This is a genomic window from Pseudomonas sp. WJP1 (assembly GCF_028471945.1).
Lineage (GTDB): Bacteria > Pseudomonadota > Gammaproteobacteria > Pseudomonadales > Pseudomonadaceae > Aquipseudomonas.
The window spans coordinates 4,024,156-4,049,399 of record NZ_CP110128.1; the positions used below are offsets into that span (position 1 = coordinate 4,024,156).

26 protein-coding genes are annotated in these 25,244 nt (G+C 58.5%); 13 read left to right on the forward strand and 13 right to left on the reverse strand.

Going from position 1 to position 25,244, the window contains the following annotated elements:
* Positions 1-63: 63 nt before the first annotated feature.
* From OH720_RS17915 to OH720_RS17925, 3 genes are all read right to left on the reverse strand, one after another.
* Entirely contained in the window at positions 64-2,013 is a 1,950-nt protein-coding gene (locus tag OH720_RS17915; protein ID WP_272602273.1) for a hypothetical protein, read from the reverse strand.
* Between the two features lie 293 nt (positions 2,014-2,306).
* Positions 2,307-3,455, reverse strand: a complete 1,149-nt coding sequence (locus OH720_RS17920; protein ID WP_272602274.1) for a glycerate kinase — start codon at positions 3,453-3,455, stop codon at positions 2,307-2,309.
* A gap of 112 nt (positions 3,456-3,567) precedes the next feature.
* On the reverse strand, positions 3,568-4,689 hold the full coding sequence (locus OH720_RS17925) for a sugar diacid recognition domain-containing protein (RefSeq protein WP_272602275.1): 1,122 nt from the start codon (positions 4,687-4,689) through the stop codon (positions 3,568-3,570).
* A gap of 168 nt (positions 4,690-4,857) precedes the next feature.
* Between OH720_RS17925 and OH720_RS17930 the strand changes: the two genes are divergently transcribed.
* Entirely contained in the window at positions 4,858-5,868 is a 1,011-nt protein-coding gene (locus tag OH720_RS17930; RefSeq protein ID WP_272602276.1) for an aldo/keto reductase, read from the forward strand.
* Positions 5,869-6,069: 201 nt separating this feature from the next.
* Positions 6,070-6,957 carry an EamA family transporter RarD gene (rarD, locus tag OH720_RS17935; RefSeq protein ID WP_272602277.1) on the forward strand — a complete coding sequence of 296 codons (888 nt, stop codon included), beginning with the start codon at positions 6,070-6,072 and terminating at the stop codon, positions 6,955-6,957.
* Positions 6,958-7,061: 104 nt separating this feature from the next.
* Here rarD and hppD read toward each other — a convergent pair whose 3' ends face one another.
* Complete coding sequence (gene hppD / locus OH720_RS17940; protein ID WP_180206627.1) at positions 7,062-8,138, reverse strand: 4-hydroxyphenylpyruvate dioxygenase; 1,077 nt, start codon at positions 8,136-8,138, stop codon at positions 7,062-7,064.
* A 442-nt stretch (positions 8,139-8,580) separates the two neighbouring features.
* On the opposite strand from hppD, the gene OH720_RS17945 reads away from it, so the two are divergent.
* Positions 8,581-10,113: an EAL domain-containing protein gene (locus OH720_RS17945; protein WP_272602278.1), complete on the forward strand. Its 1,533-nt coding sequence runs from the start codon at positions 8,581-8,583 to the stop codon at positions 10,111-10,113.
* Between the two features lie 236 nt (positions 10,114-10,349).
* Positions 10,350-10,712 carry a histone-like nucleoid-structuring protein, MvaT/MvaU family gene (locus OH720_RS17950; RefSeq protein ID WP_008065377.1) on the forward strand — a complete coding sequence of 121 codons (363 nt, stop codon included), beginning with the start codon at positions 10,350-10,352 and terminating at the stop codon, positions 10,710-10,712.
* Between the two features lie 165 nt (positions 10,713-10,877).
* On the opposite strand, the gene OH720_RS17955 is transcribed toward OH720_RS17950, so the two are convergent.
* The gene (locus tag OH720_RS17955; RefSeq protein WP_272606476.1) at positions 10,878-11,402 is read right to left on the reverse strand and encodes a DUF4946 domain-containing protein; all 525 of its coding nucleotides are present in this window, start codon (positions 11,400-11,402) and stop codon (positions 10,878-10,880) included.
* A gap of 138 nt (positions 11,403-11,540) precedes the next feature.
* On the opposite strand from OH720_RS17955, the gene gloA reads away from it, so the two are divergent.
* Positions 11,541-12,062: a lactoylglutathione lyase gene (gene gloA / locus OH720_RS17960; RefSeq protein WP_272602279.1), complete on the forward strand. Its 522-nt coding sequence runs from the start codon at positions 11,541-11,543 to the stop codon at positions 12,060-12,062.
* A 79-nt stretch (positions 12,063-12,141) separates the two neighbouring features.
* Here gloA and ahpF read toward each other — a convergent pair whose 3' ends face one another.
* The gene (gene ahpF, locus OH720_RS17965; protein ID WP_272602280.1) at positions 12,142-13,704 is read right to left on the reverse strand and encodes an alkyl hydroperoxide reductase subunit F; all 1,563 of its coding nucleotides are present in this window, start codon (positions 13,702-13,704) and stop codon (positions 12,142-12,144) included.
* 140 nt (positions 13,705-13,844) lie between these two features.
* Complete coding sequence (ahpC, locus tag OH720_RS17970) at positions 13,845-14,408, reverse strand: alkyl hydroperoxide reductase subunit C (RefSeq protein ID WP_007975937.1); 564 nt, start codon at positions 14,406-14,408, stop codon at positions 13,845-13,847.
* 205 nt (positions 14,409-14,613) lie between these two features.
* Here ahpC and OH720_RS17975 point away from each other — a divergent pair, with 205 nt between their 5' ends.
* On the forward strand, positions 14,614-15,627 hold the full coding sequence (locus OH720_RS17975; RefSeq protein WP_272602281.1) for a DNA-binding protein: 1,014 nt from the start codon (positions 14,614-14,616) through the stop codon (positions 15,625-15,627).
* Here OH720_RS17975 and gorA read toward each other — a convergent pair.
* From gorA to galU, 4 genes are all read right to left on the reverse strand, one after another.
* Positions 15,624-16,982: a glutathione-disulfide reductase gene (gene gorA, locus OH720_RS17980; RefSeq protein ID WP_272602282.1), complete on the reverse strand. Its 1,359-nt coding sequence runs from the start codon at positions 16,980-16,982 to the stop codon at positions 15,624-15,626. The two genes, OH720_RS17975 and gorA, sit on opposite strands and share 4 nt — an antisense overlap.
* A 174-nt stretch (positions 16,983-17,156) precedes the next feature.
* Positions 17,157-17,576, reverse strand: coding sequence for a PaaI family thioesterase (locus OH720_RS17985; protein ID WP_272602283.1), 420 nt, complete (start codon positions 17,574-17,576; stop codon positions 17,157-17,159).
* 34 nt (positions 17,577-17,610) lie between these two features.
* Positions 17,611-18,063: a hypothetical protein gene (locus tag OH720_RS17990; RefSeq protein WP_272602284.1), complete on the reverse strand. Its 453-nt coding sequence runs from the start codon at positions 18,061-18,063 to the stop codon at positions 17,611-17,613.
* A 1,370-nt stretch (positions 18,064-19,433) separates the two neighbouring features.
* Positions 19,434-20,273: a UTP--glucose-1-phosphate uridylyltransferase GalU gene (gene galU / locus OH720_RS17995; protein WP_008065368.1), complete on the reverse strand. Its 840-nt coding sequence runs from the start codon at positions 20,271-20,273 to the stop codon at positions 19,434-19,436.
* A gap of 293 nt (positions 20,274-20,566) precedes the next feature.
* Between galU and OH720_RS18000 the strand changes: the two genes are divergently transcribed.
* Both OH720_RS18000 and OH720_RS18005 read left to right on the forward strand, forming a co-directional pair.
* On the forward strand, positions 20,567-20,755 hold the full coding sequence (locus OH720_RS18000) for a hypothetical protein (protein WP_008065365.1): 189 nt from the start codon (positions 20,567-20,569) through the stop codon (positions 20,753-20,755).
* 132 nt (positions 20,756-20,887) lie between these two features.
* Entirely contained in the window at positions 20,888-21,169 is a 282-nt protein-coding gene (locus tag OH720_RS18005; protein WP_008065363.1) for a hypothetical protein, read from the forward strand.
* An 11-nt stretch (positions 21,170-21,180) separates the two neighbouring features.
* Here OH720_RS18005 and OH720_RS18010 read toward each other — a convergent pair whose 3' ends face one another.
* Together OH720_RS18010 and OH720_RS18015 are read right to left on the reverse strand one after the other, a co-directional pair.
* The gene (locus OH720_RS18010; RefSeq protein WP_110747777.1) at positions 21,181-21,411 is read right to left on the reverse strand and encodes a hypothetical protein; all 231 of its coding nucleotides are present in this window, start codon (positions 21,409-21,411) and stop codon (positions 21,181-21,183) included.
* A 72-nt stretch (positions 21,412-21,483) separates the two neighbouring features.
* Positions 21,484-21,840 (reverse strand): hypothetical protein, encoded by a 357-nt coding sequence (locus OH720_RS18015; RefSeq protein WP_008065359.1) that lies wholly within the window; start codon positions 21,838-21,840, stop codon positions 21,484-21,486.
* Between the two features lie 212 nt (positions 21,841-22,052).
* Between OH720_RS18015 and OH720_RS18020 the strand changes: the two genes are divergently transcribed.
* From OH720_RS18020 to ada, 5 genes are all read left to right on the forward strand, one after another.
* Positions 22,053-22,355: a DUF1883 domain-containing protein gene (locus OH720_RS18020; RefSeq protein WP_008065357.1), complete on the forward strand. Its 303-nt coding sequence runs from the start codon at positions 22,053-22,055 to the stop codon at positions 22,353-22,355.
* A gap of 35 nt (positions 22,356-22,390) precedes the next feature.
* On the forward strand, positions 22,391-22,558 hold the full coding sequence (locus tag OH720_RS18025; RefSeq protein ID WP_272606545.1) for a hypothetical protein: 168 nt from the start codon (positions 22,391-22,393) through the stop codon (positions 22,556-22,558).
* Positions 22,559-22,678: 120 nt separating this feature from the next.
* A complete protein-coding gene (locus tag OH720_RS18030; protein WP_272602285.1) occupies positions 22,679-23,383 on the forward strand; it encodes a 2OG-Fe(II) oxygenase in 705 nt (234 codons plus the stop codon).
* Positions 23,384-23,388: 5 nt separating this feature from the next.
* Positions 23,389-24,054 (forward strand): DNA oxidative demethylase AlkB, encoded by a 666-nt coding sequence (alkB, locus tag OH720_RS18035; protein WP_272606477.1) that lies wholly within the window; start codon positions 23,389-23,391, stop codon positions 24,052-24,054.
* A gap of 87 nt (positions 24,055-24,141) precedes the next feature.
* Positions 24,142-25,209: a bifunctional DNA-binding transcriptional regulator/O6-methylguanine-DNA methyltransferase Ada gene (ada, locus tag OH720_RS18040; RefSeq protein WP_272602286.1), complete on the forward strand. Its 1,068-nt coding sequence runs from the start codon at positions 24,142-24,144 to the stop codon at positions 25,207-25,209.
* Positions 25,210-25,244: the final 35 nt, after the last annotated feature.

A 25,244-nucleotide genomic window follows, 5' to 3' on the forward strand; every position in this document is an offset into this window, starting at 1 on the left:
AAGGATATTCGAAGGCCTCATAAAAAGCCGTCCTCTCCGTGCTCTCTCCTCGGATATTTGAAGTTAGGGCCGTGGTATCTTGCAATGGTCCTCTTCTTCAAATACACCGACCCTTACTTCGATCATATTGGATGACGCTTCATCCCCATCGATCTGCATCCCGTATGCCAGCCGTGCCCGGGTCGTTTGGCGTACTCCAGGAATGTAGGAAGGCTTCAGGCATCGCAAGTAAGGTACCAACCAATAAATGCCATTACTTTCCTGCTCCTCAGTGACGGTTTTTTCTTGCACGATCTCGGTATTAACCAAGCCCACGCCATCTACAAAGAGCTGCCAAACGAACATCACGCTCATATCTTTCTTCAAGTATTCGGATGGCGGGATGAGCACGTGAATACCCCACTCAGTGCCGTCAAACAGCAAATCATTGCAATTGACCAAGGTCCCCGCCATTTGCACTTCGGGATCTGGCAGTTCTATTTTCAGAACCTTGACGTTGATCGTTTCCGCAGGTGAATCCAAAGGATTGGTGACACCCGGCCGCTTGACCCTGAAACAAACTGGAAGGTTGAGCATCATCGGCGTTTTTTTGATTTCCTCCCAAGGCACTGGAATATCGATGGTCGCGCCTTCAGTCCCGTCGATGGTGTGAGCGGTAGCAGTCACAAGCTCGCCATTCCATTTCACCGTGATTACATCATTGTCCTCAATGCCATCAGGGAGGGTGACGGTGACCGTGGCGGGTTTGTCCGCATCGGCCCTTGTCAAATCGGTTGTGCTACCGCTACTGCTGGTGATGATTGGCTTCAGGAAATCAGGATGCTCCGGGTCAGGTCCGCCCGGATTAACAATTGGCACTTCAAGGTCCACCTTGAGTGGATTAACCCTCGGTGGGGAGTCGATGGGGTGATTGCCCCGCAATACCTGGAACTTTACTGGCGTGGACTGTTGTCCACCCACGTTGAAGTCGTATGCATCCCTCATGTTGGGCCATGGGACAATAACTTTCGGTGATGGGCCTAACTGGGACATGGGGCCGCCGATGAAACTCTGTGTTCCCCAAATGATCCTGATGCGATCCTCAGGCAGGTAATTATCAATAGTTCCTGTGTGAACCTCTACGGGAGCGGCAGCATCTTCACGGTCGATCTCATCATTATCATCGCCCTTGGGCACCGTGGGCGATTTCAACCCGGAAGGTAGCGTCCCCAGTGCATTCTCGACAGTGACCGGCCATGACATCTGACTTAAATTACCTGCCTTGTCCATTGCGCCGTACGCCAGATAAAGCGTGCGTGAGCCAAAGTCTTCGAAGACTTCCTTCAAAACCTTGATTTTGCGATCCGCTGGAAGCAGCCCCACATAATGCATTTCATCCATTGGCGGCAATTGCTCTGGAATCTTGTCGGACCAGGCGATGGCTATCGTGACGGGTTTGACCTCCCCAGGATCGGGGATCTCGCATTCAACTCCGCCCTGTGCTTCCAGAATTGCCGTCGTGATCAATTTTGGGACGATGGCTTCCGGGGGTGCGGCCGGCATCCAGGGCGCAGTTCTGTCGAAAGTCAGCGGGGTAGAAAACGATTCCACCTCCCCCCCGGTATTCCACTCCTTAACCCGATATCTGACTTCAAAAGTTCCCTCATACCCATCGTATAGGGTCTTCGGAATTTCGAAGGAACCGGGAAAATTGGGCTGACTTGCCGGGTCCAAAATTGCGCGGTCTTCGAGGGGCTGATAATCACTCCAGCCTTGAAACTTCCATTCCAGGTAAAGATGACCGACATCACCTGGGTCTTCCGGTAAGTTGACCCATGGTTTTACTGTGATTTTTATAGGTTCGGCAGCGGGCCCCTGGATTTTGCTGATATGCATCAACCCATCGGGATCACCTGGAATGGTATTTTCGATTGTCGGCTTGTCATAGGCGTTAGGTGCCGGAACCCTGGACAGGTTAGTACTTTTGCTCCTGTACACTTGCTCAACATTCAGTTGCTCTTCGGAACTTGCCATGTTGCTCTCCTGATAATGAATATCTGTTCGTGACGATAGTCATGACCCATTCATCTCGGCAGGCAGTTCGAGCTACTTCAAGCACTGCAGAACACGCTTCGTCGCGCTACCCGGTTTTTACGACCTTGGGCAGAATTAAATACTCACTTTTTAGTTTGCGATACTGTCAGAGTTGACAGGTGGCTACTTATACAGGTGCGCGTGACTTGCTAAAAAACTTCCCGCAATGCTTGTTTAAACGCTGCCACCGAAACTTCGTAAAAGCCATACTGCGTCGGTGGCTGCCCAAGGTCCTACAGGGGATCGCGTAGAGCGGCCAGCCGCCAGACCCGCGCCACATCACTCGCTCGCTCACGCAACAGGCGCGGTGCTTCGCTGCAGGCTTGCGCCAATGTCATCGGCCCACTCGCCAGGGCAAACGCGGCGTCGATGCCATGGGCATACAACGCTTGATAGCCTTCGCCCAGCGTGCCGGCAATGACGATGACCGGTACGCCGTGTTCACGCGCAATGCGCGCCACACCAAAGGGTGTCTTGCCGCGCAAAGTCTGTGCATCGAAACGACCTTCGCCGGTGATCACCAGATCAGCGCCGGCAACCGTATCGGCCAGGCCCACCAGCTCGGCGACCACTTCCACCCCGGCCTTGAACTGCGCCCCAAGGAACGCCTTGGCGGCAAACCCCAGGCCGCCCGCTGCGCCGCTGCCGGGCTCTCCGCGCACGTCTTTGTTCAAGACGAGTGCGCAGTGATCGGCAAAGTGCCCCAGCGCCAGATCCAGCCGTTCGACCTGCGCAGGCGTTGCGCCTTTTTGCGGGCCGAATATGGCCGACGCGCCGTGAGGACCACACAGCGGATTGTTCACATCGGCGGCGATGTCGAAGCGCACATCGGCCAGGCGTGGGTCGATGCCGCTCAGATCGATGCGGGCCAGCTGTCCCAGCGTCAGGCCGCCCGGCGCCAGGACCTGGCCCTGTGCATCCAGCAACTTCACGCCCAAGGCTTGCATCGCCCCGGCACCACCGTCGTTGGTGGCACTGCCGCCGATGGCCAGAATGATGCGCTGCGCCCCGGCATCGAGTGCGGCACGGATCAGCTCACCGGTGCCGTAGGTGCTAGTGACGCACGCATCGCGCTGATCGACTGGCACCAACTGCAAACCACTGGCCTCGGCCATTTCGATGATTGCCGTGTGACTGTGGGGTAACCACCCCCAGGCAGCGTCGACGACTACGCCGAGCGGTCCGCGAACAGTCGTACTACGCAGCTCGCCATCACAAGCGGCCAGCACTGACTCGACCGTCCCTTCCCCACCGTCGGCCATCGGGCATTTGACTAGCTGCGCAGCGGGCCATACCTCGGCCAGACCGAGGGCAATGGCATCGGCGACGCCTTGAGCGCTGAGGCTGTCCTTGAACGAATCGGGGGCGATGACGATTTTCATGGGGGTTCTCCTGTTCCAATGCGCCCATGCTGCCAGTCGCCATGAACAATAACGCCAGGCTGCTGCACAAGCGGCACTGGGGATTATTGTTCATTTCCACAAAGCCCGGGGTTCACGCAGGGGTGTCTGCCTGGGGCAGCAACTGCACGCCAAGGTAGAGGGCGAGCATCCCGTCCAGCTTCAGTGGATCAACGCCACTGAGCTCGGCAATCCGCTCCATCCGGTAACGCAAACTGTTGCGATGTATGCCCAGCGCATCGGCGCAGGCCTGGCTTTGCCCATCGTGCTCACACCAACTGCGCAGGGTTGCCAGCAGTTGGCCGTTGTTGTCCCTGGCGATGACTTTGCGCAACGGGTTGAGCAGCTCGTCCAGTGCATCGTCGTTGCGATGGCGCCACAGCAACACCGGCAGCCGATAGCGGTCAAGCGTCAGCAAACGGGATTGCGGCAACACGTCGCGCCCATAGGCCAGCAGGTCGCGGACCCGGTGATAGCAACGACGCAATCCCGGCAGCCCGTCCGCCTGCCCGCCCACGGCAATGCGCAGGATGTTCCAACCCAGGCCATCGAGTTTTTCCAGCAGTCGCTCGTTCTCGATCGCCTGGTTTGCCGGTCGGCACCACAACAACGAAGACTTGGCCGAACTCACGCACCAGCTGTCCGGGTAACGACTTGTCAGCCAGGCACTGAGCGTCTCGACGGTGTGCCCTGGCCCCTGTTCCGTGCCCAGCTCAAACAGGTAAGGCACCCGCGCCATGTGCGGCTTGAGCCCGAGCTGCTGCGCTTCATCGATCAATCGCGGCGAGCTGCCGCCGTCACTGAGCAGCAACGCCAGCAGGTCATCGCAGCGCTGGCGCCGCCATTGCTGTTCGGCCTGTTGGTTACGCTGGCCCACCAGCATCTCGGCGGTCATGCGCACCAGCTCGGCGTAGGTGCGCAATTGCTCGGGATCGCCGGTGAGGCCGAGCACACCGATCAAGCGCTGGTCGAGCATCAGCGGCAGGTTGATGCCCGGCTGCACGCCCTTGAGGTGGATCGCTGTCTGCGCGTCGATCTCCACCACGCGGCCGTTGGCCAACACCAGTTGCGCGCCTTCATGCCGGGTGTTGACCCGCTCCGGCTCGCCACTGCCGAGGATCAGCCCCTGGCTGTCCATGACATTGACGTTGTACGGCAGGATGGCCATCGCCCGGTCGACGATGTCCTGGGCCAGGTCGTGATCGAGTTCGAACATAGCGGGGTTCCTTGAAACGGGAGTGGTCAAGACTCACTGGGCGATCAACGTTACCCTGTGCATCGCAAGAAATCATGAGAAAGAGCGCCTGCCTGTCACAGAGCGTTTGCCCCGCTGTGTAATTCTGGTATTTGATTGAGCCTTTCCCTCCGGCAAAAGGATTTCCCCATGAGCTATCGCACACTGGGTCACTCGGGCCTGCAGGTGTCCACCCTGACCCTGGGCACCATGATGTTTGGCGAGCAGACCAATACCGAAGATTCCCTTCGCATCATCGACAAGGCCTGGGACCAGGGCATCAATTTCATCGACACCGCCGACGTCTACACCAGCGGCCGGTCCGAAGAGATCGTCGGCGAAGCCATTGCCAGTCGCCGCCAGGAATGGGTGCTGGCGACCAAGGTCGGTTTCGGCCCGGCGGACGGTGTGCCGAACCGCAGCGGCCTCAGCCGCAAGCACATCTTCAACGGTATCGAGGCCAGCCTGACGCGCCTGGGTACCGACTACCTGGACATCTATTACCTGCACCGCGAAGACCACAACACGCCGCTGGAGGTCACGGTGTCGGCCATTGGCGACCTGATTCGCCAGGGCAAGATCCGCTATTGGGGCCTGTCGAATTACCGGGGCTGGCGCATCGCCGAGGTGATTCGCGTGGCCGACAAGCTCGGTGTCGACCGGCCAGTGATCAGCCAGCCGCTGTACAACATCGTCAACCGCCAGGCCGAAACCGAGCAGCTCACTGCCGCTCAAAATTACGGCCTCGGGGTGGTGCCCTACAGTCCGTTGGCGCGCGGCGTGCTCAGCGGCAAGTACGCGCCGGACGTCAAGCCGGACGCCAACAGTCGCGCAGGACGCGCCGACAAACGCATCCTTGAAACCGAATGGCGCGTCGAGTCGTTGCGCATCGCTCAGAAAATTGCGCAATACACCCAGGAGCGCGGCGTCGGTATCGTCGAGTTCGCTATCGCCTGGGTGCTGAACAACAGCGCGGTGACCTCGGCCATCGTCGGCCCGCGCACGGAACAACAGTGGGATGCGTACACCAAGGCGCAGGCGGTGAAGATTACGGCTGAGGATGAGGCCTTCATCGATTCGCTGGTGACACCGGGGCATGCGTCGACGCCGGGGTTCAACGATGTGAGCCATTTCGTGTCGGGCCGCAGACCGTATAGCTGAAGAAACACTTAGCCCCTGTAGGAGTGAGCCTGCTCGCGATAGCGGTACTACATTCAACAGAGATGTTGACTGAAAGACCGCGATCGCGAGCAGGCTCGCTCCTACAGGGGATGTTGTAAATATTGATCATCCGGCCAATATTCAGCACAAAAACCACGTATCCTCCGCACCCCGTTTTACGTTCAACCTCGCGAGGACAGCTTGTCAAAAGGTATCGCTTTATCGGTTTCAGCCTCGGTGCTGTTTGCCGTCATGTATTACTACACTTCGCTGCTCAAGCCCTTGAGCGGTGTAGAGATTTTCGGCTGGCGCATGCTGTTGACGGTGCCGTGCATGACCCTGTTCATGCTGGTGTCGGGAGAATGGCGGCGCGTGGTCGATCTGCTACGTCGGTTCAGCGTCCAACCAAAGTTGATCGGCATCCTGTTCGTCTCGGCGGCGTTGCTGGGCGTACAACTCTGGCTGTTCATGTGGGCCCCGCTCAACGGCTACAGCCTCGATGTGTCCCTGGGCTACTTCCTGTTGCCGCTGGCCATGGTCCTGACCGGGCGAATTGCCTACGGTGACCGGCTGTCCTATCTGCAAAAAGTCGCCGTGTTCTTCGCAAGCCTCGGCGTGCTCAACGAGCTGTATCAAGTCGGCGGATTCTCCTGGGCGACAGTGGTCGTGGTGGTGGGTTATCCGCTGTATTTCGTGGTGCGCAAATGGTTGAAGACTGACAACCTCGGCGGACTCTGGGTGGACATGACCCTGATGCTGCCGATCGCGTACTGGTTCGTGAGCAGTGGCGAGCAAGGTTTCGGTGTCTTCGACCAGAACCCGGCATTGGCCTGGCTGATCCCATTGCTGGGCCTGATCAGCGCTTCCGCGCTGGTGGTCTACATCATCGCCAGTCGCTTGCTGCCGTTCAGTCTGTTCGGGTTATTGAGCTACGTGGAGCCGGTGCTGTTGCTGGGCGTGGCGTTGTTGCTGGGGGAAAGCATCAAGCCGGGGGAATGGCTGACCTATATTCCGATCTGGATGGCGGTAGTGGTGTTGGTGTTTGAAGGGTTCAAGCATCTGGTTCGACAACGCCGCAAACCAATGTAGGAGCGAGCCTGCTCGCGATAGCGGTCTGCCAGCCAACATCAATGTTGACCTTGAAGACGCCATCGCGAGCAGGCTCGCTCCCACAGTTTTTACGGTGTAACGATTTAATCAGTGCTCAACACACCACGACGCACCTGATCGCGCTCGATCGACTCGAACAGCGCCTTGAAGTTGCCTTCACCAAACCCGTCATCACCCTTGCGCTGGATGAATTCGAAGAACACCGGCCCCATCAGGGTTTCCGAGAAGATCTGCAGCAGCAGGCGCTTGTCGCCCGCCTCGGACGAACCGTCCAGCAGAATCCCGCGCGCCTGCAACTCGCCCACCGGCTCGCCGTGGTTGGGCAAACGGCCTTCGAGCATCTCGTAGTAGGTATCCGGTGGCGCGGTCATGAAGCGCATGCCGATGCTTTTCAGGTGATCCCAGGTCTTGAGCAGATCATCGCTGAGAAACGCCACGTGCTGGATGCCTTCACCGTTGAACTGCATCAGGAATTCTTCGATCTGCCCGGCGCCCTTGGACGATTCTTCGTTCAGCGGGATGCGGATCATGCCGTCCGGCGCGGTCATGGCCTTGGAGGTCAGGCCGGTGTATTCGCCCTTGATGTCGAAGTAGCGGATTTCGCGGAAGTTGAACAGCTTCTCGTAGAAGTTCGCCCAGTAGGCCATGCGACCGCGATACACGTTGTGGGTCAGGTGATCGATGATCTTAAGACCAGCGCCGACCGGGTGACGGTCAACGCCGTCCAGGAACACGAAGTCGATGTCGTAGATCGAGCTGCCTTCGCCGAAACGGTCGATCAGGTACAGCGGCGCACCGCCGATTCCCTTGATCGCCGGCAGGTTCAGCTCCATCGGGCCGGTCTCGATGTGGATCGGCTGGGCGCCGAGTTCCAGGGCGCGCTTGTAGGCCTTTTGCGAATCCTTGACCCGGAACGCCATGCCGCACACCGACGGACCATGCTCGGCGGCAAAGTACGAGGCGACACTGTGGGGTTCGTTGTTGAGGATCAGGTTGATCGCGCCCTGGCGATACAGGTGCACGTCTTTGGAGCGATGGGTCGCGACCTTGGTGAAGCCCATGATCTCGAAGATCGGCTCCAGGGTATTGGGGGTCGGCGAGGCCAGCTCGATGAATTCAAAGCCCATCAGGCCCATTGGGTTTTCGTATAAATCTGCCATGGTTGGCGCCTCATCATCTTTATCAATTAACGAATGTTAGTTGCTAGCAATGCTGAGACCGGCGGGTGGCGCACAGGAGATGCCGCGCACGCTGCGGGCGAGGAAATCACCGTAGATCAATTGAAACCCGAATATCTTCATTGTCGACCCAAGGCTCTGAGGGCGAGGCTTCTGCTGCCAGAAGACGATTATTATTGTATGCGTAACCTGATTCTACACAGCGTAAATCAATTTGTCCGCCTCTTGTATCAAATCCCCTTTTTCCCCCGACGCGCAAGGGTTTGTTTAACCCCCGATGACCGCTCATCGCCGCGTCTGGGATACCCAAGGGCTGCGTAAGTGCCCGGAACCAACTAACCTGCCCCGTACTTGAACGCTTCATGGGAGGCATCACTAACTGCCAGCCGTTGATAGCCCGACTTCATCGATACAGGTTTCGCCAATGCCACTGAAAACCAACACCCACCCGCGTGGCATCAGGCTCGCCGTGACCTTGCTGTGTGGACTGCTGCCGGTCCTGCTGGGTTTTGCCATTCTTTATATGCAGGCCGAACGCGTACTCAGGCAAAGCACCCAACACACCGCCGAAGAAACGACTCGCCAGTTCGAACTGATGCTCGACAACACCGCCCAGGCGGCGCGTGAGTTGCTGCCCTTGGCGGGCCAGCCTTGCATTGACGTCAACCTGGCGTTGCGCGAGCAGGTGACACGACGCCCCTTCGTGCGCTCGACCACCCTGCTGTGGGACGACACCATCTATTGCAGTTCACTGTTCGGTGACTATCACGAAAAAATTGCCTCTGGAGATTATGCCAACGGCCAGTTGTTGTTGATGAAGGGCAACCCGGTGACGCCCGACAGCGCGTTGCTGGTTTATCGAATCGGCGACGGCAAACGAGGCGCCATGAGCACGCTGGACGGTTACCACCTGGGTAATCTCATGCGCCTGATCGGGCGTCGCACATTGCTCTTGCTGCAGGTCGGGCCTGCCTGGTTGTCCGCCGACGGCAGCTTTCACGAGGGCGAACCACCCGAGTTTCCCGTCGCAGAAAACAGGCTGGCATCCTCGCGTTATCCGTTCAGCGTAACGGCCGGTTTCCCCGAAGGCGAAGTGTGGCGTTACATGAGCAGCGAATACCCGCCACTGTTCAGCCTGTTGCTGTTCTTCGGTGTGATTTCCGCCTTGATCGGGCACGTCCTGCAGAAACGTTCGTCGTCGCCAACCGTTGAGATGCAGCGCGCACTGATTGCTGGGGAGTTCGTTCCGTATTTCCAGCCAGTGGTGCAGGCGCAGAGCAAGAAATGCACGGGGGTCGAGGTGCTGATGCGCTGGAACCACCCCAAGGAAGGCCTGGTACGCGCCGACCTGTTCATTCCGTTTGCCGAACATTGCGGGCTGATCGTGCCGATGACCCGCTCGATCATGCAACAAACCGCCAGGCTGTTGGCACCGCGGTCGGCGTCCTTTGACGAGCCGTTTCATGTCGGCATCAATATCACCGCCAATCATTGCCAGGACCTTGCGCTGGTCGAGGATTGCCGCGAGTTCCTCGACGCCTTTGCCCCCGGCTCCATCCACCTGGTATTGGAGTTGACCGAGCGCAAGCTGATCGAGCCCACGGCCATCACCCTTCAACTGTTCGAGCAACTGCATGAGCTTGGCGTAAAGATCGCCATCGACGACTTCGGCACCGGCCACTCAAGCCTCGGTTATCTGCGCCAGTTCAACGTGGACTTTTTGAAAATCGACCAGAGCTTCGTGGCCATGATCGGCATCGATACCCTTTCCAGCCACATTCTGGACAGCATCATCGAGCTGGCGGTCAAGCTCGACCTGGCAATGGTTGCAGAAGGTGTGGAAACCCCGGAGCAAAGTGACTACCTGGCGGCCCACAAAGTGAACTACCTGCAAGGTTATCTGTTTGGCCGACCGATGCCTGCGGCAGACTTCATTAATGCATTAAGTGATGATTAACTAGTGGCCTTTAGCAGCGATTCAACGACACGCCGCCCTCCTCCATTTGAATCAAGGCACAACTCTTGTTACATGAAGAAAAAGTCATGATTTACTCTTGATCCATTAACTACTACAATTTTTCATGCCTGCACCAGATTGGCAGGTGAGCCATTTATCACCGAGTCGCTTCAAGGCTCTTGGCTTATAGCTTTGTTTGCGGTTGGTATCAGCCACACACTATTGGAGTAAAGATATTGTCCAGACTCGCTGAATTTCGTGCAGCTGAAAAGGCCCTTCAAGAGCAGCTCAAGCAGCTTGAATCCCTGAAGAACGATGCCGGGCTCAAGAAAGAAATCGAATTCGAAGAAAAGCTCCAGGGGCTGATGAAAACCTACGGCAAGAGCCTGCGCGACATTATCGCCATCCTCGACCCGAACCCGGCAAAATCCGGTCTGCAACAGGCCGCCCCAAAAACCCGCCGCGCCCGCGTGGTCAAGGTTTATCAGAACCCGCATACCGGCGAGCTGATTGAAACCAAGGGCGGCAACCACCGTGGACTGAAGGCCTGGAAGGAACAATACGGTGCCGCCACCGTTGATTCCTGGCTGCGCGGCTAAACCCTCGCACTGAAAAAACAAAGCCCTGCGCCTGCAGGGCTTTTTTCAATGATGGCACTAAAGACAAACCTGCCCGGTACTTTCCAGGCAACTTTGTGCTTAATCCTTTTGGCTATCTAACGCTATCGGCACAAGCATGAAATCGGCGTTCATTGAAGCCTTCAACTAAAGTTTCAAGCCGTTACGGGCCACCTCTATTTCATTCTGACTGGCCTTATAAGCTTCGGCCTGCCCAGCGTAGGAAAGTACGTAGGCCTTATCGGCATCCACGGCGGCGACCAATGTTTGAGACAGCACATGCCGCCCGTTCTGCGTGATGGTGCAAGTGGTTTCAAGCGCCGGCAAGCGACTCAAGGTGGTCGAGTGAATGCGGTTGCAAACACTTTGATAACCACCCTGGAAAAAGTCTTTCTGCACCGATTTGCGCATCTCCAGCAACACTGCTTCCAGGTTCACCTGATGACCGCTTTGCACCCGGGTCATGGTCAATTCCATCACCATCAAGGGCTCGCCTTGCGCATCGTTCTTGACCGCACGCTGGCGACTGACACCGGAGCCGGCCTCGCCTTGGGCAACGGCCTCGACCTGCCAGCCCGGTGGCCATTCCACCACTGGCTCATCGGCGTGGGCCCGGGCAAACACCGACAGCACACCACTCAAGATCATCAACGACCTGCACAATCGAATCATTGCCATCAACACTCAACCAGTTAGCCCTGAAGTTTGATCTTCGGCCAGCGGTCAGGCAATAGCGGACGCTTTGGGTTTGGTGATGTCGCCCCCCATGCGTATCATTGTCGCCAGCCCCATTTATTTTCCGGAGGGCCCATGAGCCTGCACGAACTGAACACCTTCCCCGGCGTGACCGCACAGCCTGACACCGCCACCCAGAACTTTGTCTTCAACCACACCATGCTGCGGGTCAAGGACATCACCAAGTCCCTGGACTTCTACACGCGCGTTCTCGGCTTCTCGCTGGTGGAGAAGCGCGATTTTCCGGAAGCGCAGTTCAGCCTGTATTTTCTCGCCTTGGTCGACAAGAGCCAGATCCCGGCCGATGCCGCTGAGCGTACGCAATGGATGAAATCGATCCCCGGCATTCTCGAACTGACCCATAACCACGGCACCGAGAACGATGCGGACTTCGCCTATCACAACGGCAATACCGACCCGCGCGGGTTTGGCCACATCTGCATCTCGGTGCCGGACATCGTCGCCGCATGTGAGCGCTTCGAAGCGCTGGGCTGCGACTTCCAGAAGCGCCTGAACGATGGCCGTATGAAGAGCCTGGCGTTCATCAAGGATCCGGATGCTTACTGGGTCGAGATCATCCAGCCCGCCCCGTTGTAAACCCCAGCAAAATCCCCCTGTGGGAGGCACAAAAAAACCCCATGATCACTCATGGGGTTTTGTGTTTTCAGCGTCCGGTTTATGCCGGCGCCGAGGTGCGGATCAAGTGGTCGAATGCACTCAGGGAAGCCTTGGCGCCCTCGCCCACCGCGATCACGATCTGCTTGTACGGTACGGTGGTCACGTCACCGGCAGCGAACACGCCAGGCACAGATGTTTCGCCACGGGCATCGACGATGATCTCGCCACGCGGTGACAGCTCGATGGTGCCTTTGAGCCAATCGGTATTGGGCAACAGACCGATCTGCACGAAAATCCCTTCCAGCTCCACGCTGCGCAATTCGTCGCTCTGTCGATCCTTGTAGCGCAGGCCGTTGACCTTCTGCCCGTCACCCGTCACTTCAGTGGTTTGCGCACTGGTGATCACGGTCACGTTCGGCAGGCTGTGCAACTTGCGCTGCAACACCGCATCGGCACGCAGCTGTACATCGAACTCCAGCAGCGTGACATGGGACACGATACCGGCCAGGTCGATGGCTGCCTCAACGCCGGAATTACCGCCGCCAATCACCGCCACGCGCTTGCCTTTGAACAACGGACCGTCGCAGTGCGGGCAGTACGCCACGCCCTTGTTGCGGTACTGCTGCTCACCCGGCACGTTCATTTCACGCCACCGCGCACCGGTGGCCAGGATCACCGTCTTGGCCTTGAGTTTCGCACCGTTGGCGAAGTGCACTTCATGCAACTCCCCCGCTTTGCCGGGCAGCAATTTGTCGGCGCGCTGCAGGTTCATGATGTCCACGTCGTACTGCTTGACGTGCTCTTCCAGGGCGACCGCCAGTTTCGGCCCTTCGGTTTCCTGCACGGAGATGAAGTTTTCGATGGCCATGGTGTCCAGCACCTGGCCACCAAAACGCTCGGCGGCGACACCGGTACGAATACCTTTGCGCGCGGCATAGATGGCCGCCGAAGCACCGGCCGGACCACCGCCCACCACCAGCACATCAAAGGCCTCCTTGGCGCTGATCTTCTCGGCCTGACGCTCGATGCCGCTGGTGTCGATTTTCGCGAGGATTTCTTCCAGGCCCATACGGCCCTGGCCGAAGTTCACGCCGTTGAGGTAGATGCTCGGTACCGCCATGACCTGGCGCTCATCGACTTCCGCCTGGAACAGCGCACCGTCGATGGCGACGTGGCGGATATTGGGGTTGAGCACCGCCATCAGGTTCAATGCCTGGACCACGTCCGGGCAGTTCTGGCAGGACAGAGAGAAATAGGTCTCGAAGTTGAACTCGCCCTTGAGCGAGCGGATCTGTTCGATCACTTCGACACTGGCTTTGGAGGGATGCCCGCCGACTTGCAGCAAGGCCAGCACCAAAGACGTGAATTCGTGGCCCATCGGAATGCCGGCGAAACGCAGGCTGATATCGGCGCCAGGGCGGTTGATCGAGAACGATGGCTTGCGTGCGTCATCACCGTTGTCGAGCAAAGTAATTTGGGTGGAAAGACTGGCAACGTCTTTCAGCAATGCGAGCAGTTCCTGGGATTTCGCACCGTCGTCGAGGGAGGCAACGATCTCGATCGGCTGGGTGACCCGTTCCAGGTACGACTTCAACTGGGTTTTAAGATTGGTGTCCAACATACGGGCGATTTCCTTGATTTTTTTGAGACGAAAGCTTTGAGGCGAAAAAAAGCCCGAGCGAATCTCGCCCGGGCTTTTTATAGGGCGGTGCAGCTTACTGAGTAGGTGCGGAGCTCCGCCCTGATGCAGCGATCACAGACTTAGATCTTGCCAACCAGGTCCAGGGACGGCGCCAGAGTGGCCTCGCCTTCTTTCCACTTGGCTGGGCAAACCTGGCCCGGGTGTGCAGCAACGTACTGGGCAGCCTTGATCTTGCGCAGCAGCTCGGAAGCGTCACGGCCAACACCGCCGTCGTTCAGTTCAACGATTTTGATCTGGCCTTCAGGGTTGATCACGAAGGTGCCACGGTCAGCCAGGCCAGCTTCTTCGATCAGCACGTCGAAGTTGCGGGAGATGGCGTGGGTCGGGTCGCCGATCATGGTGTACTGGATCTTGCCGATGGCTGGCGAAGTGTTGTGCCAGGCAGCGTGTGCGAAGTGGGTGTCGGTGGAAACGCTGTAGATCTCAACGCCCAGCTTCTGGAAGGCGTCGTAGTTGTCAGCCAGGTCTTCCAGCTCGGTCGGGCAGACGAAGGTGAAGTCGGCCGGGTAGAAGAACACTACAGACCACTTACCTTTGAGGTCAGCGTCCGAGACTTTTACGAAGTCGCCATTTTTGAATGCGTCAGCTTTGAACGGTTTAACTTGGCTGTTGATGATAGGCATCGTTGACTCTCCGTCAGGGGTTAAGAAGTTGATGGAGAGAACTTTACCCACTCGACGGACGGTTGGCTCATTGGCAAACCTCATGCCGCTGATTGGCTTTCGCTATTAACCAAGAGTATGGATAGAAGAAAACCGAATTACGGCCACAACGGGTACAATGCGCTTTTTCGTGGTACGTACCACACAGCAAATCCCAGGAGATTCCATGGCCCGTGGCGGCGTGAACAAACAGGTGGTGCAAGCGGCGCGATTGGCGATCCTTGCCCGTGGCGAAAACCCCAGCATCGATGCCGTACGGATTGAAATGGGCAATACCGGCTCGAAAACCACGATCCATCGCATTATGAAGGAGCTCGATGATAGCACCCCGGACACCGACGAGGCGCCACCCGAGCCGATCGACGAAGAGCTGTTGGCCTTGGTAACGCGCCTGGCGCAGCGCCTCAAGGAGCAGGCGCAGGAACCCATTGACCAGGCCCGTGAGGAATACGAGCAACAACGCAAGGCGCTGGAAACGCAGTTGCAGCAAGCCGAGCAAGCCAATACGCAATTGCAGCAGCACTACGAACTGCAGAGCCTGGCACTGACCCAGGAATCCGAGGCGCTGCAAAGCACGCTTGCCCTGCTGCAGAGCGAACAAACCCGCAATGCCGGGCAGACTCAGGCACTGGCTGATTTCGAACTGCGCCTGAAAGACAAGGACGAGCAGATACGCTCGCTCGAAGAGAAACACCTGCACAGCCGTGACGCCCTGGAGCACTACCGCAATACGATCAACGAGCAGCGCGAGCAAGAGCAGAGCCGCCACGAAAACCAGCTGCAGCAACTGCAGACAGAAGTGCGCCAGGCACAACAAAGCGCCTTGGTACGCCAGGACGAAATCACCCAACTGCACCGCGACAACGAACGCCTGCTGACCGAGAACCGCGGCACACAGCGCGAGCTGAGCCTGTTGCAAGAGCAGCTAAAGCAAAGCAACGCCCGCCAGGATCAACTGTTCGACCAGACCACGCGTGTCGACAGCGACCGCACCCTCCTCCAGGAACGCCTGCGCGTGGCCATGCTGGAAAGCCAGGCGCTCAAACAGAGCGTCGAGGAACAGGCACACGTCAACAAGTCACTGGAAATCGAACTGCTGAAAACCCGCGCGGATCTCGAAAAAAGCCTACGCCTGGCCGCTGCCAATGCAACAGCGCCAGACGTCGCCAAGGACGATTAAGCGCCGACCGGTGTCCGCAGGGTGACGAACTCTTCGGCGGCCGTCGGGTGTACGCCGATGGTTTCGTCGAAGTGGCGCTTGGTGGCGCCGGCCTTCAAGGCGATGGCCAGGCCCTGGACGATTTCCCCAGCCTCCGGGCCGACCATATGGCAGCCCAGCACCTTGTCGGTCTGGGCATCCACCACCAGCTTCATCAGCGTGCGCTCCTGGCATTCGGTCAGGGTCAACTTCATCGGCCGGAAGCGGCTTTCGAAAATCTGCACCTCGTGGCCGGCTTCGCGCGCTTCTTCCTCGGTCAGGCCAACCGTGCCGATATTGGGCAGGCTGAACACGGCCGTGGGGATCATCTTGTAATCCACCGGGCGATACTGCTCAGGCTTGAACAAGCGCCGCGCCACCGCCATGCCTTCAGCCAGCGCCACCGGCGTCAACTGCACCCGGCCGATCACATCGCCCAGGGCCAGGATCGACGGCTCGGCCGTCTGGTACAGCTCATCCACCTCGACGAAGCCTTTCTTGTCGAGCTTCACCCCAGTGTTTTCCAGCCCGAGGTTGTCCAGCATCGGACGTCGACCGGTGGCGTAGAACACGCAGTCGGCCTCCAGCTGACGGCCATCCTTGAGTGTCACTTTCAGGCTGCCATCGGTTTGCTTGTCGATACGCTCGATGTCGGCATTGAATTGCAAATCCATGCCGCGCTTGGTCAGTTCTTCCTGTAAATGCTTGCGCACCGAACCGTCGAAGCCGCGCAAGAACAGCTCGCCGCGATACAGCAAGGTTGTCTGGGCACCCAGGCCGTGGAAAATGCCGGCGAACTCGACGGCGATGTAACCCCCGCCTACTACCAGCACACGCTTGGGCAGTTCCTTGAGGAAAAATGCCTGGTTGGAACTGATCGCGTGCTCGTGCCCGGGAATCTCGGGAATCTGCGGCCAGCCGCCGGTAGCGATCAGGATGTTTTTAGCCGTGTGGCGCTCGCCATTGATCTCGACGGTATGCGGATCGACGATCTTGGCGTGGCCTTCGTGCAGTGTCACGCCACTGTTGACCAGCAGGTTGCGGTAAATGCCGTTGAGGCGATTGATCTCGCGATCCTTGTTGGCAATCAGCGTCGCCCAGTCGAACTGCGCCTCATCCAGGCTCCAGCCAAAACCCGACGCCTGCTCGAAGTCCTCGGCGAAATGCGCGCCGTAGACCAGCAGTTTTTTCGGTACACAACCGACGTTCACACAGGTCCCGCCCAGGTAACGACTCTCGGCCACCGCCACTTTCGCGCCAAAGCCGGCCGCAAACCGGGCCGCCCGCACACCGCCAGAACCGGCGCCAATCACATAAAGGTCAAAATCGTAGGCCATTTTCAATCTCCTCGGCAGGCAAACAGCATACCCATAGTCACTTCTGGGACAAGCGCTGTGTTGGATATGAGGTCGAAATTGAAAAAATACTCCAGCGATCCGCCCTCCGACCTGATTTTCAATTAATTGCTGCTATCCGCGTAATTTGCCAGCGCCAGGAATCTTCTGGAACTCCTACGGCTTTCGGACCAGAGCGGTTGCAGTCGCGGTCGCAATAACATGCCCAGCCTGCTCAAGCTCACCAGAGAGAAAGCAAACCTGCCCTCCCCGTCTAACCACACGCCCTCTACCAATAAGCACCCCGACCTTCGCTGGAGCATGAAAATTCACGTTTAGGCTCAAGGTCGGCGCAAACTCACCTTCCTTAAGCGTTGCGGCTAGCGCTGGACCCATCGTGTCATCAAGCATCGCCGCGAGAAACCCACCTTGTACATTGCCCACGGGGTTAGTAAAGGCCTCGGTAGCCTCAAACGAGAGCTCAATACTTCCTTCGCTCTCATCAATATTCAATATTTTGATTCCTAGCGTTTCAGCAGCCTTCGGTGTGGGTAAATGTCCTTCCTGTACCATCCAGAAAAATGCCTTTCTGTCCATGACGTACTCTCCGCAACTAAATCATTAATGTGTACTACGCTTTCGATCCAGCCTCCTCTGCAGATTGCGTTTTCGGGGCCCGCAGAGTGCGCCAGGCAATCAAAATAGCCATGAGTGCCAAGCCGAACGTCACCCACGAAACCAAACCGATTCCACCTTCGAATGCCCTTCCCGCCTGCGATATCAATTCCCTTGCTTGATCGCCCGACATGCCTGCAGCCACATGATAGGCGCCAGACAGCGTCTCACTTGCCAGCATCATCTGCACTTCGCTCAGGAACCCCGGGAGCTGCAATGCACCGCCGAGCACTGTCATCCCTAACAACCACGCCCACTTCATAGGCCGTTTCGCTAATGGCGACGCGGCGCCCGCCTTTGCCGGTGGCGCAGCTGACAAAATCACAGCATTGGACACCGTCGCGATCGCGCCCACGCCAATGTTCAGCAAGGCAAAAGCCACCACTAGAACGGTCAGCCTACTGCTCATGCATCAAGCAGCAAACGTGTTTACCTACCTCAATTTGCAAATCAGAATTTTCTCTCGAACAACCGGGCAAAGGATGTAAGCCAATACCTACGTGCTCGTGCGCTGTATGAGCGAGCCGGTGGCGATCCGACTTGCTGGCGAACCAAGCGCTGCGGTGAGTCTGTTAGACCGCGTTATCGTTCTTCGCCTGCAAGTCGGACCGCCGCCCGCTGGCTCCGGCCCACGTAACACCGAAATCAGGCCGGCTGGGAGGCCGCCTCGCTTTGGCTTTTGATCTTGCTCTGGCTTTGATTTTCTTACCCCCCCTCACGCCCTGAGCCGGTGCGTCAACTTGTGACTACCTCCATCGGCGCCTCTACCAACGCTGATCCATACCGCGTCAAAGCCTCTGGGAGATAGTTGTCTGAGTACATATCCATTCCTGCGGTAACGACCACCTATGGTTTCGCCCTTACGGCGAGTCCCTTTTTCAAACGCCAAAAAGGAACCAAAAGGCTTTGCCCCACCACTCGGTGCCTCGCTAGGGCTCGGCATGCCCTCACTCCGGCATTGCTCCGTGGGTCGCCGCGATGGGCCATCCCTGGCCCAGCGCGGCTAAACCGGCGTCCTGCCGGTTTACCCACTGCGCAATGCCTGCGTTCGGCCAGCGTGGTTAACGGGGCACCGAGATCAAAATCAAAAACGAGGCGGCCTTAAAGCCGACCTGATTTCAAGTGAGCACGTACCCCCGTAGGAGCGAACCTGCTGGCGATGGACGTCAACGATAGCGCGCCCTGTCTGGATAAACGCATTGCCTGGAAGTCCATCGCGAGCAGGCTCGCTCCTACAGGGGAATGCGGACAGACCTGCAATCAGGTCGGCTTTAAGGCCGCCTCGCTTTCGCGTTTGATCTTGATCTGGCTTTTGATTTTCTTGCCCCTATATCGAGAGGCCGAGTGGAGGTTCTGCGCAGTGGGTAAACCGGCATGGATGCCGGTTTAGCCGCGCTGGGCCAAGGATGGCCCAGCGCGGCGGGCCCACGGAGCGGGACCGGAGCGAGGGTACCCCGAGCCTTAGCGAGGGGCCGAACGCCAGGGGCAAGAGCCCTTGGTTACTTGGGGCTTTTCCAAGTGACTCGCTGTAAAAGCGAAACCATAAGTGGCCGTTACCGCAGGAATGGATATGTACACCTGAAAGACAACCATCGAATGTCAGGACGCCTTCGCCGGCAAGTCGGATCGCCGCACCGCTGGCTCCTACAAGAAACCAGGCGCCTTTTTAGCGCACACAAAAACAAACGCCCCGAACAAGTCGGGGCGTTTGTTTAGGCCTTCATCAGCTTGATTACAGCTTGTGAAGATCGCTTTTCAGTACAAGCAACCAATGCGCTATCAGTAAGCCTTGCCCGTCTTGTAGAAGTTCTCGAAGCAGAAATTGGTCGCGTCGATGTAGCCTTCAGCGCCGCCGCAGTCAAAACGCTTGCCCTTGAACTTGTAGGCCATCACGCAACCGTTCTGGGCCTGTTTCATCAGGGCGTCGGTGATCTGGATTTCGCCACCCTTGCCTGGCTCGGTCTGTTCGATCAGGTCGAAGATGTCCGGGGTCAGGATGTAACGACCGATGATGGCCAGGTTCGACGGCGCATCTTCAGGTTTTGGTTTTTCCACCATGCTGTGCACGCGGTAGATGTCGTCGCGGATCATCTCGCCGGCGATCACGCCGTACTTGTTGGTCTCTTGCGGGTCGACTTCCTGGATGGCCACGATCGAGCAGCGGAACTGCTTGTACAGCTTGACCATCTGGGTCAGTACGCCGTCGCCTTCGAGGTTGACGCACAGGTCATCCGCCAGTACCACGGCGAAGGGTTCGTCGCCGATCAGCGGACGGCCGGTGAGGATCGCGTGGCCCAGGCCTTTCATTTCGGTCTGGCGGGTGTAAGAGAACGAGCAGTTGTCGAGCAGCTTGCGGATGCCGACCAGGTACTTTTCCTTGTCGGTGCCCTTGATCTGGTTTTCCAGCTCGTAGCTGATGTCGAAATGGTCTTCCAGGGCGCGCTTGCCGCGACCGGTGACAATGGAGATTTCCGTCAAACCGGCGTCCAGGGCTTCTTCGACGCCGTACTGGATCAGTGGCTTGTTTACCACCGGCAGCATTTCTTTAGGCATGGCTTTAGTCGCTGGCAGGAAGCGAGTGCCGTAACCGGCTGCTGGAAACAAGCATTTCTTGATCATATAAGTCCTTGAAAGGGCTGTGTGTACGGGTTTCGGCGCAGTCTAATCAGGCGGCGTACACCTTACAATGCCCCGCACTGGCTAACCGATGCCATCATAGAGAAATATTCTCGCCGTTAGTTCCGCAGCGAGTACCGCGAATGGATCAGCAGCCTGTTATTGATAGCAGAGTCCGCCAGGTTTGCACGCCAAGTCAACCCATGGCCAAGCGCACCAACCCGCATCCATCGGCACCCCAACGGTGCATTTGGCGGTATCATGGCGCCCATTGATCCAGTCAACGAGGCAACTAGATGTCAGAAGCAAAAAGCGTCAACGGGTTCGTGATCAACAAGGCCAAAGACGGCCAGTGGTGGGTAACCGGCGTTGGCACTGAGAACACTGTCGGTCCTTTCCCGTCCGAAGCCATGGCGATCGAAGTGGCATCGGTGTTGCAGCTGGAACACCCGGCACCCAAGCGACGGGGCAAGGACAAGAACTGATCCATGCCTGACGCCCTGCCTTGGTGCAGGGCTTTTTTTTTGCGAATACCGGCAAGAAGTGGCCTTTGGCTATAACCTTTTGCCAACCGCGCTGTCACAGGCGTTGCCCCTCATCCTGACGACGACAACGACATGACCAAATTTTTGCCGCTGATTGCGGTTCTGGCCCTCGGTGGCTGCGCCACTTCCGAAACCACTTACCTGAACAATGGCGAACAAGGCCTGGCCATCGACTGCTCCGGCGAGGCCAATTCCTGGGCGAGCTGCTACGAAAAGGCCGACGCCTCCTGCGCCGGCACCGGCTACCGCATCGTGGGCACCGACGGTTCACCCGCCCCCGAGGAAAGCGACAAGACCCTGGGCGTCGACGTTGGCAACTACAAGAACCGGAGCGTCGTGGTGGTCTGCAAATAAGGCGTGGAGCCCTACATGTGGATTTCCGCAAACTTGATCCCCAGGCCGCGTACGGTCTCGACCAGTTCGTCGAGACTGCTGAAGGACTCGACTTCGTCGCTTTCGTCCACCAGGAAAAAACTGCGCCCGGCGCTTTTCTTGAAAAACACGATCCACTCCCCCGGATTCGCCGGATTCTGAATCACATGGGTGGCGCAGATTTGGCCCTCTGCGTGTCGCTCCCGTACCCGCTCTCGCTTCATGTTCGACTCCAGAAATGACAATGCCGCCAAAGGGTCGCTTTGACGGCATCGGTGCTGACGGTCGACAGTCTATCAGCCGGAAATGCACGCCGTGGCGGCATCGCGTACATCGAAAGGTCGTATAGGCACGTTGGAGATGCGCTCATGCAGCTTGATGCTGCTGCCGCCGGAGCGTTCCTCGATATCGAACACTGCGGCCGGCCCCGAGGAAAGCTTCTGCGGCACGATCACCCGCACACCGTCTTTCTGCTCTTCGATCTGCAAGGCGCCTCGGCTGTCGGCGAGTTTTTCGCTCAGGCACTGGGCATATTCCTGGGGCTTCTTGCCTGAAATCACATTCATGGTCGGCAACGTCTGGTTGATGTCCGAGACACTTGCACACCCACTGATTGCCAGGACCCACGGCAAGCCCAACATGCCCCACTTCATATGAAACCTCCGTTAAAGACCCTCCGACAGCTCAAACACGGGTTTTCTCCGGGACCGACTGCTTTTTTCTTTCACGGTGTGCGTAATATCCGGTTTTTATTGTCCAACCGGGCCCGCACAGCCGGATAATAACGCCCCGGGGCTGATAAACTGCGCCAATCGCCCATGCTATCGTTTTGATTTTGTAGAAAAAGCCCTTCTGGAGGCGCCCCATGAAATTTATCCACCAGCGCGAGCACCTCAACGAGGACGACATCGTCGTCATTCAATGCTCGCAAACTTGCAACATTCGCTTGATGAACGACGCCAACTTCCGCAGCTTCAAAAATGGCGGTCGTCACACCTATCACGGCGGCGCGTTTGACACCTTCCCGGCCCGCATCACGGCGCCGAGCACCGGCTTCTGGAACATCACCATCGACACGGTCAATCGCCGGCCGATCAGCGTGACGCGCAAGCCGACCCTGACCCACTCGATCAAGATCATCCGCCGCTCCAGCTCGAAACTGAGCTGAGCAGCGCCTTTATACGCAGACAGACAGGTATGACCGTGGCCCAGACGACCAAATACGTCATCAAGTACAAACTCAATGGCGAACGCCGCTTCGAATTTGCCCAGCTGGAAAACGGCACCGCAGAAGAAGCCAAAGCCGCGCTGGACGCCCTTCATGGCAGCGAAGACGTCATCAGCGACATCAGCGTCAGCAAGGCGCTGTAATATCGCCTGGAGCGACAACATGGACGTCTGCTCCCTGCCGAAATTCGACCGCAAGTGTCGGAGTGTTTACAGTCGTCATGCCCCTTAGTCTCGCCACCTCAATCACCTGAGGGCCCGGCAATGAGCGAGCAATACCTGGACAGGCTGGACTGGCCCCTGCTGGAACAGCAACTCGATCAGGACGGCTGCGCGGTCATCGCGTCGCTGTTGAGTCACAAGGCCTGTGATCAGGTCAGCGCCTTGTACGGCCAATCCGAAGGCTTTCGCTCGCAGGTGATCATGGCCCGCCACGGTTTCGGCCGTGGCGAGTACAAGTATTTCGACTACCCCTTGCCGCCGCTGGTGGCCCGCCTGCGCAGTGCGCTTTACCCGCGACTGGTGCCGATCGCCAATCGCTGGCATGCGCAGATGGACTTGCCCAGCCGCTTTCCCGACGATCTCCCGGATTTCCTCGAGCGTTGCCATGCCGCCGGCCAGCAGCGGCCGACGCCCTTGTTGCTGCAATACGGGCCACAGGATTACAACTGCCTGCACCAGGACCTGTATGGCGAGCATGTCTTCCCGCTGCAGGTGGCGATTCTTCTGTCGGAGCCTGGGGAAGACTTCACCGGCGGTGAGTTCGTGCTGACCGAGCAGCGCCCGCGCATGCAGTCGCGCCCGCAGGTCATCGGTCTGAAAAAGGGCGACGGCCTGATCTTCGCGGTCAACCAGCGCCCGGTCAAAGGCGCGCGCGGTTACTATCGGGTGACCCTGCGCCACGGCGTCAGTCGCCTGCACAGCGGAAAACGGCATACCCTTGGGATCATCTTTCACGACGCATCATGAGCACCATGAACCCGACCACCCTGGACCTTTTTGCCGACGCCGAGCCCGAGCAAGCGCGCCGACGCGAGCAGATCGGCGAACAGTCCTACGTCCTCAGAGGCTTCGCCCTGCCCTGGCTTGCGCGTTTGCTGCCGGCACTGGAGGCCGTGCTGGCGGCTGCACCGTTCCGGCAAATGGTTACCCCAGGTGGTTTCACCATGTCGGTGGCCCTGAGCAGTTGCGGCACCTGGGGCTGGACCACCGACCGCAGCGGTTATCGCTACACCCGCGACGATCCCCGCACCGGCCTGCCTTGGCCACCCATGCCCGAGGTGTTTTTTCAACTGGCCCAGGCGGCGGCACGGGAGGCTGGATTTGCCGATTTCGTGCCGGATTCCTGCCTGATCAATCGCTATGTGCCCGGGGCGAAAATGTCCCTGCATCAGGACAAGGACGAAAAATCCTACGCTGCGCCTATCGTTTCGGTATCCCTGGGGTTGCCCGCGATGTTCCTGTTCGGCGGCTTCGCGCGCAGCGACAAAAGCCAGCGTGTGCCGTTGCTGCATGGCGACATCGTGGTCTGGGGCGGCGTGGATCGCTTGCGTTATCACGGCGTGCTGCCGATCAAGGATGGACAACACCCGCGCCTGGGCGAACAGCGCATCAACTTCACGTTTCGGACCGCGCGGTGAGGTCGTGGAGTTTGACCGCAAGCGCCGGAGTGTGGACGTACCAGCCGGTGGTTAATCTGCGGCAAACGGGTCAACGGATGTAAAGCCATGACAAGCCAATCGACAACAAGCAGCACCGAAAACGATCCACGCTGGGCCGCGGTGGTCGCCCGCGACCCACAGGCGGACGGGCAGTTTGTCTACGCGGTGAAAACCACCGGGATCTACTGCAACCCCAGCAGCCTCTCGCGCTTGCCGAAACCGCAGAACGTCGAATTCTTCGACAGCGCTGAACTGGCCCAGGCCGCGGGTTATCGCCCAAGCAAGCGCGCGGCGAAGGATCAAAGTGCTGTCGCCGCACAACATGCCGCCACCGTGGCCGCCGCCTGCCGCCAGATCGAAACCGCCGAGGCGTTACCCGCACTGAACGAACTGGCGCAAGCGGCAGGACTGAGCAGCTTTCATTTCCATCGGGTGTTCAAGTCCGTGACCGGCCTGACACCCAAAGGCTATGCCACAGCCCATCGTTCGCGCCGAATGCGCGAGCGACTGGCGGATGGCCGCTCGGTCACCGATGCGTTGTACGACGCCGGCTTTAATTCCAACAGCCGTTTCTATGAGGCGGCGGATCAGGTACTGGGAATGAAACCCACGGATTACCGTGCCGAGGGGCAAAACAATGCCATTCGTTTCGCGGTTGGCCAGTGTTCGCTGGGCGCAATTCTGGTGGCGCAAAGCGAGCGTGGGGTCTGTGCGATTCTTTTGGGTGATGATCCGCAGCAACTGGTCTGCGACCTGCAGGACAAGTTTCGTCGCGCCACCCTGATCGGTGCCGACCAGGCCTTCGAACAGTTGATCGCCCGAGTCGTGGGCTTCATCGAAGCTCCGGCCCTGGGCCTGGACTTGCCCCTGGATGTGCGCGGCACGGCCTTTCAGGAGCGGGTCTGGCAAGCCCTGCGGGAGATACCCGCCGGCAGCACCGCCAGCTACGCCGACATCGCCCAGCGCATCGGCAACCCCAAGGCGGTTCGCGCCGTGGCACAAGCCTGTGGCGCGAACAGCCTGGCGGTCGCGATCCCCTGTCACCGCGTGGTTCGCAGCGATGGCAATCTGTCGGGGTATCGCTGGGGCGTGGAGCGTAAGCGGCAATTGCTGGAGCGGGAAAAGCCCTTGTAGGAGCGAGCATGCTCGCGATGGTCGTCAACGATGAC

Excerpts from the sequence above, each read along its gene's own strand:
- OH720_RS17915 (WP_272602273.1), bottom strand. The coding sequence starts at position 2,013 with ATGGCAAGTTCCGAAGAGCAACTGAATGTTGAGCAAGTGTACAGGAGC.
- OH720_RS17920 (WP_272602274.1), bottom strand. The coding sequence starts at position 3,455 with ATGAAAATCGTCATCGCCCCCGATTCGTTCAAGGACAGCCTCAGCGCT.
- OH720_RS17925 (WP_272602275.1), bottom strand. The coding sequence starts at position 4,689 with ATGTTCGAACTCGATCACGACCTGGCCCAGGACATCGTCGACCGGGCG.
- OH720_RS17930 (WP_272602276.1), top strand. The coding sequence starts at position 4,858 with ATGAGCTATCGCACACTGGGTCACTCGGGCCTGCAGGTGTCCACCCTG.
- hppD (WP_180206627.1), bottom strand. The coding sequence starts at position 8,138 with ATGGCAGATTTATACGAAAACCCAATGGGCCTGATGGGCTTTGAATTC.
- OH720_RS17945 (WP_272602278.1), top strand. The coding sequence starts at position 8,581 with ATGCCACTGAAAACCAACACCCACCCGCGTGGCATCAGGCTCGCCGTG.
- OH720_RS17955 (WP_272606476.1), bottom strand. The coding sequence starts at position 11,402 with ATGATTCGATTGTGCAGGTCGTTGATGATCTTGAGTGGTGTGCTGTCG.
- gloA (WP_272602279.1), top strand. The coding sequence starts at position 11,541 with ATGAGCCTGCACGAACTGAACACCTTCCCCGGCGTGACCGCACAGCCT.
- ahpF (WP_272602280.1), bottom strand. The coding sequence starts at position 13,704 with ATGTTGGACACCAATCTTAAAACCCAGTTGAAGTCGTACCTGGAACGG.
- ahpC (WP_007975937.1), bottom strand. The coding sequence starts at position 14,408 with ATGCCTATCATCAACAGCCAAGTTAAACCGTTCAAAGCTGACGCATTC.
- OH720_RS17975 (WP_272602281.1), top strand. The coding sequence starts at position 14,614 with ATGGCCCGTGGCGGCGTGAACAAACAGGTGGTGCAAGCGGCGCGATTG.
- gorA (WP_272602282.1), bottom strand. The coding sequence starts at position 16,982 with ATGGCCTACGATTTTGACCTTTATGTGATTGGCGCCGGTTCTGGCGGT.
- OH720_RS17985 (WP_272602283.1), bottom strand. The coding sequence starts at position 17,576 with ATGGACAGAAAGGCATTTTTCTGGATGGTACAGGAAGGACATTTACCC.
- OH720_RS17990 (WP_272602284.1), bottom strand. The coding sequence starts at position 18,063 with ATGAGCAGTAGGCTGACCGTTCTAGTGGTGGCTTTTGCCTTGCTGAAC.
- galU (WP_008065368.1), bottom strand. The coding sequence starts at position 20,273 with ATGATCAAGAAATGCTTGTTTCCAGCAGCCGGTTACGGCACTCGCTTC.
- OH720_RS18000 (WP_008065365.1), top strand. The coding sequence starts at position 20,567 with ATGTCAGAAGCAAAAAGCGTCAACGGGTTCGTGATCAACAAGGCCAAA.
- OH720_RS18005 (WP_008065363.1), top strand. The coding sequence starts at position 20,888 with ATGACCAAATTTTTGCCGCTGATTGCGGTTCTGGCCCTCGGTGGCTGC.
- OH720_RS18010 (WP_110747777.1), bottom strand. The coding sequence starts at position 21,411 with ATGAAGCGAGAGCGGGTACGGGAGCGACACGCAGAGGGCCAAATCTGC.
- OH720_RS18015 (WP_008065359.1), bottom strand. The coding sequence starts at position 21,840 with ATGAAGTGGGGCATGTTGGGCTTGCCGTGGGTCCTGGCAATCAGTGGG.
- OH720_RS18020 (WP_008065357.1), top strand. The coding sequence starts at position 22,053 with ATGAAATTTATCCACCAGCGCGAGCACCTCAACGAGGACGACATCGTC.
- OH720_RS18030 (WP_272602285.1), top strand. The coding sequence starts at position 22,679 with ATGAGCGAGCAATACCTGGACAGGCTGGACTGGCCCCTGCTGGAACAG.
- alkB (WP_272606477.1), top strand. The coding sequence starts at position 23,389 with ATGAACCCGACCACCCTGGACCTTTTTGCCGACGCCGAGCCCGAGCAA.
- ada (WP_272602286.1), top strand. The coding sequence starts at position 24,142 with ATGACAAGCCAATCGACAACAAGCAGCACCGAAAACGATCCACGCTGG.